General features: G+C 43.2%; 3 protein-coding genes. All 3 read left to right on the forward strand.

Annotated elements, in window-relative coordinates:
- The first annotated feature begins 86 nt into the window (after positions 1-86).
- The 3 genes from MT391_RS20545 to tnpC all read left to right on the forward strand — a co-directional run bounded on the left by MT391_RS20545 (position 87) and on the right by tnpC (position 2,337).
- Positions 87-428 (forward strand): hypothetical protein, encoded by a 342-nt coding sequence (locus MT391_RS20545; RefSeq protein ID WP_499499941.1) that lies wholly within the window; start codon positions 87-89, stop codon positions 426-428.
- Positions 425-775: an IS66 family insertion sequence element accessory protein TnpB gene (tnpB, locus tag MT391_RS20550; RefSeq protein WP_499499943.1), complete on the forward strand. Its 351-nt coding sequence runs from the start codon at positions 425-427 to the stop codon at positions 773-775. The genes MT391_RS20545 and tnpB overlap by 4 nt, the downstream gene beginning before the upstream one ends.
- A gap of 80 nt (positions 776-855) precedes the next feature.
- A complete protein-coding gene (tnpC, locus tag MT391_RS20555) occupies positions 856-2,337 on the forward strand; it encodes an IS66 family transposase (protein WP_499499945.1) in 1,482 nt (493 codons plus the stop codon).
- The last annotated feature ends 22 nt before the right edge of the window (positions 2,338-2,359 follow it).

A 2,359-nucleotide genomic window follows, 5' to 3' on the forward strand; every position in this document is an offset into this window, starting at 1 on the left:
TACCGTAAGCGTCTAGCGAAGTACACCTAGCATCAATGTACTGATTGTCTAAAAATACCTGCTCAATTATAAATTCGGAGCAGATCATGAAAACCTATAGAACAAGCGCCCAGTGGCAACAACTACTTCAGCAACGTAACGATTTCAGTGGCACTAATATTCAATTCTGCCAACACCATCGTATCTCTATCTCCAATTACTATAAACATCGTGCTTTACGCGCAGAGAAGCTGCCTAAACAACCTGTATCAATACAAACGCCAGGCCTCGGTGCATCTCACTTTGTCCAGGTAAAACAAACCACTGAAGTCAGCACCCAAACTCATCAAAGTGCGGTGCAGTTTGATACTCGCACAGGCCAACTCTCGCTACCAGTCAATTTAGCAACGGCTGATATCGTGACCATTATTAAAGGGCTGACAGTATGAAGATGTTCGTCGAGGTACCCACTGTCTATTTATGTGTCGATGCTGTCGATTTCCGTAAATCGATTAATGGATTGGCGGCGTTGGTGGAAGCTGAGCTTGAATTACCCGTGTTTAATGGCGCACTATTTGTGTTTTGTAATAAAGGTCGAGATAAAGTCAAACTCCTTTATTGGGATAAAACTGGCTTTGCGCTGTGGTATAAGCGACTAGATAGAAATAGGTTCAAATGGCCCAAACTAACGTCCCCCACCATGACCTTAAGCGAGCAACAATTGCATTGGTTATTATCAGGTTATGATGTCATCGGCCATCGCAATATTGATGTGACCGGTAAGCAAATGATTTAATGGGAAAGATCTATTGATGATCATCAATGTCAGTTCACTTAGGACTGGAAAGCCTGTCGTTATGCCTTAAAATAGGCGCCATGAAAAATGAACTTGCCCTTAAACAGCGTATTGCTGAACTTGAAAAACTGTTAGCCCAGAAGGATGCGCACATTGCGGCATTAGAAGAGCGCTGGCGTTTAGCCCAACAAAAGCAATTCGGTAAAAGTGCCGAAGGCTTTGTGGGCGAGGGTGAATTATTTAATGAAGTAGAAGAGATTGTTGAAGCAGTAAAAGCAGAGCAACAATCCGCTAAGGCGCCCCGCAAAAAGCCTGTGCGTAAGCCGTTACCAAAAGACTTGCCGCGAGAGCAGGTTATTTACGATATCGACAATAAAATCTGCGATTGCTGCGGCGGTGAGCTACATAAAATGGGCGAGGATAAGTCAGAAAAGCTTGAGTTTATCCCTGCTAAAATCAAAGTTATTGAGCATATCCGTCCTAAATACGCCTGTCGTCATTGTGATAAATCCTCGACTCACACCCCGATAAAACAAGCGGCTATGCCTGCTATGCCAATAAATAAAGGGATTGCAACGGCAAGTTTGTTAGCCCAGCTTATCACCAGTAAATACCAATATGGTTTACCGCTTTATCGCCAAGAATCCATGTTTAAGCAATATGGTATTGAACTCAGTCGTCAGACCATGAGTAGTTGGATAGATAAATCAGCCACACTCTTCGCGCCATTAGTTGAAAAGCTTAAAGCCGAGCTGTTAAAACAGCCCACGTTGTTTGCTGATGAAACCCCCTTAAAAGTGGTCAAATCCGATAAAGTGAACAGTTACATGTGGATCTATTGCTCAGGTCGAGACACACCAGAGCCGAAAAATAGCATTCCTAATATCGTACTTTACGACTTCCATAACAGTCGCGCGGCTACCTGCGTGGTCGATTACCTTGATGGTTACTCTGGTTATTTACATGTTGATGGCTATCAAGCTTATGGCAAAACAGATGCGACCCTTATTGGGTGTTGGGCCCATGCTCGGCGTAAGTTCATTGAGGCTAAAAAATTACAAGGTAAAAATAAAACCGGCAAAGCGGATGTGGTATTGAACCTTATCCAAAAACTGTATGGCGTGGAATCACGGCTTAAAGATAAAAGTGTGGAAGAAAAATACACCACAAGGCAATCTGTTAGCCTGCCAATCCTTAATAAGCTAAAAACATGGGTAGAGCAAAATCAAGCAAACTTAGTAGGTAACAGCAAGCTGATAGAAGCGGTTAAATACTTAGCTAACCAATGGCACAAGCTCATACGCTATATAGATGATGGGCGATTAAGTCTTGATAACAATCGTGCAGAGCGTGCAGTTAAACCGTTTGTGATAGGACGAAAGAACTGGTTATTTAGCCAAACGGCGAATGGAGCACAAGCCAGTGCGACACTTTACAGTATTGTGGAAACCGCCAAGGTCAATGGCTTGATGCCATTTGATTATATCTGTGCTTGCCTTGATGAACTGTGCCAACCAACCCCTGATATCGACCGCCTGTTACCATGGAATTTCAAAAAATAGGTGTGGTTTGCTAGACGCTTAC

The sequence above is a fragment of the Vibrio sp. 1-Bac 57 genome (genome assembly GCF_037546855.1).
GTDB lineage: Bacteria > Pseudomonadota > Gammaproteobacteria > Enterobacterales > Psychromonadaceae > Psychromonas.

Bases quoted from the DNA above. Each gene is read 5' to 3' on its own strand.
- MT391_RS20545 (WP_499499941.1), top strand. From the start codon at position 87: ATGAAAACCTATAGAACAAGCGCCCAGTGGCAACAACTACTTCAGCAA.
- tnpB (WP_499499943.1), top strand. From the start codon at position 425: ATGAAGATGTTCGTCGAGGTACCCACTGTCTATTTATGTGTCGATGCT.
- tnpC (WP_499499945.1), top strand. From the start codon at position 856: ATGAAAAATGAACTTGCCCTTAAACAGCGTATTGCTGAACTTGAAAAA.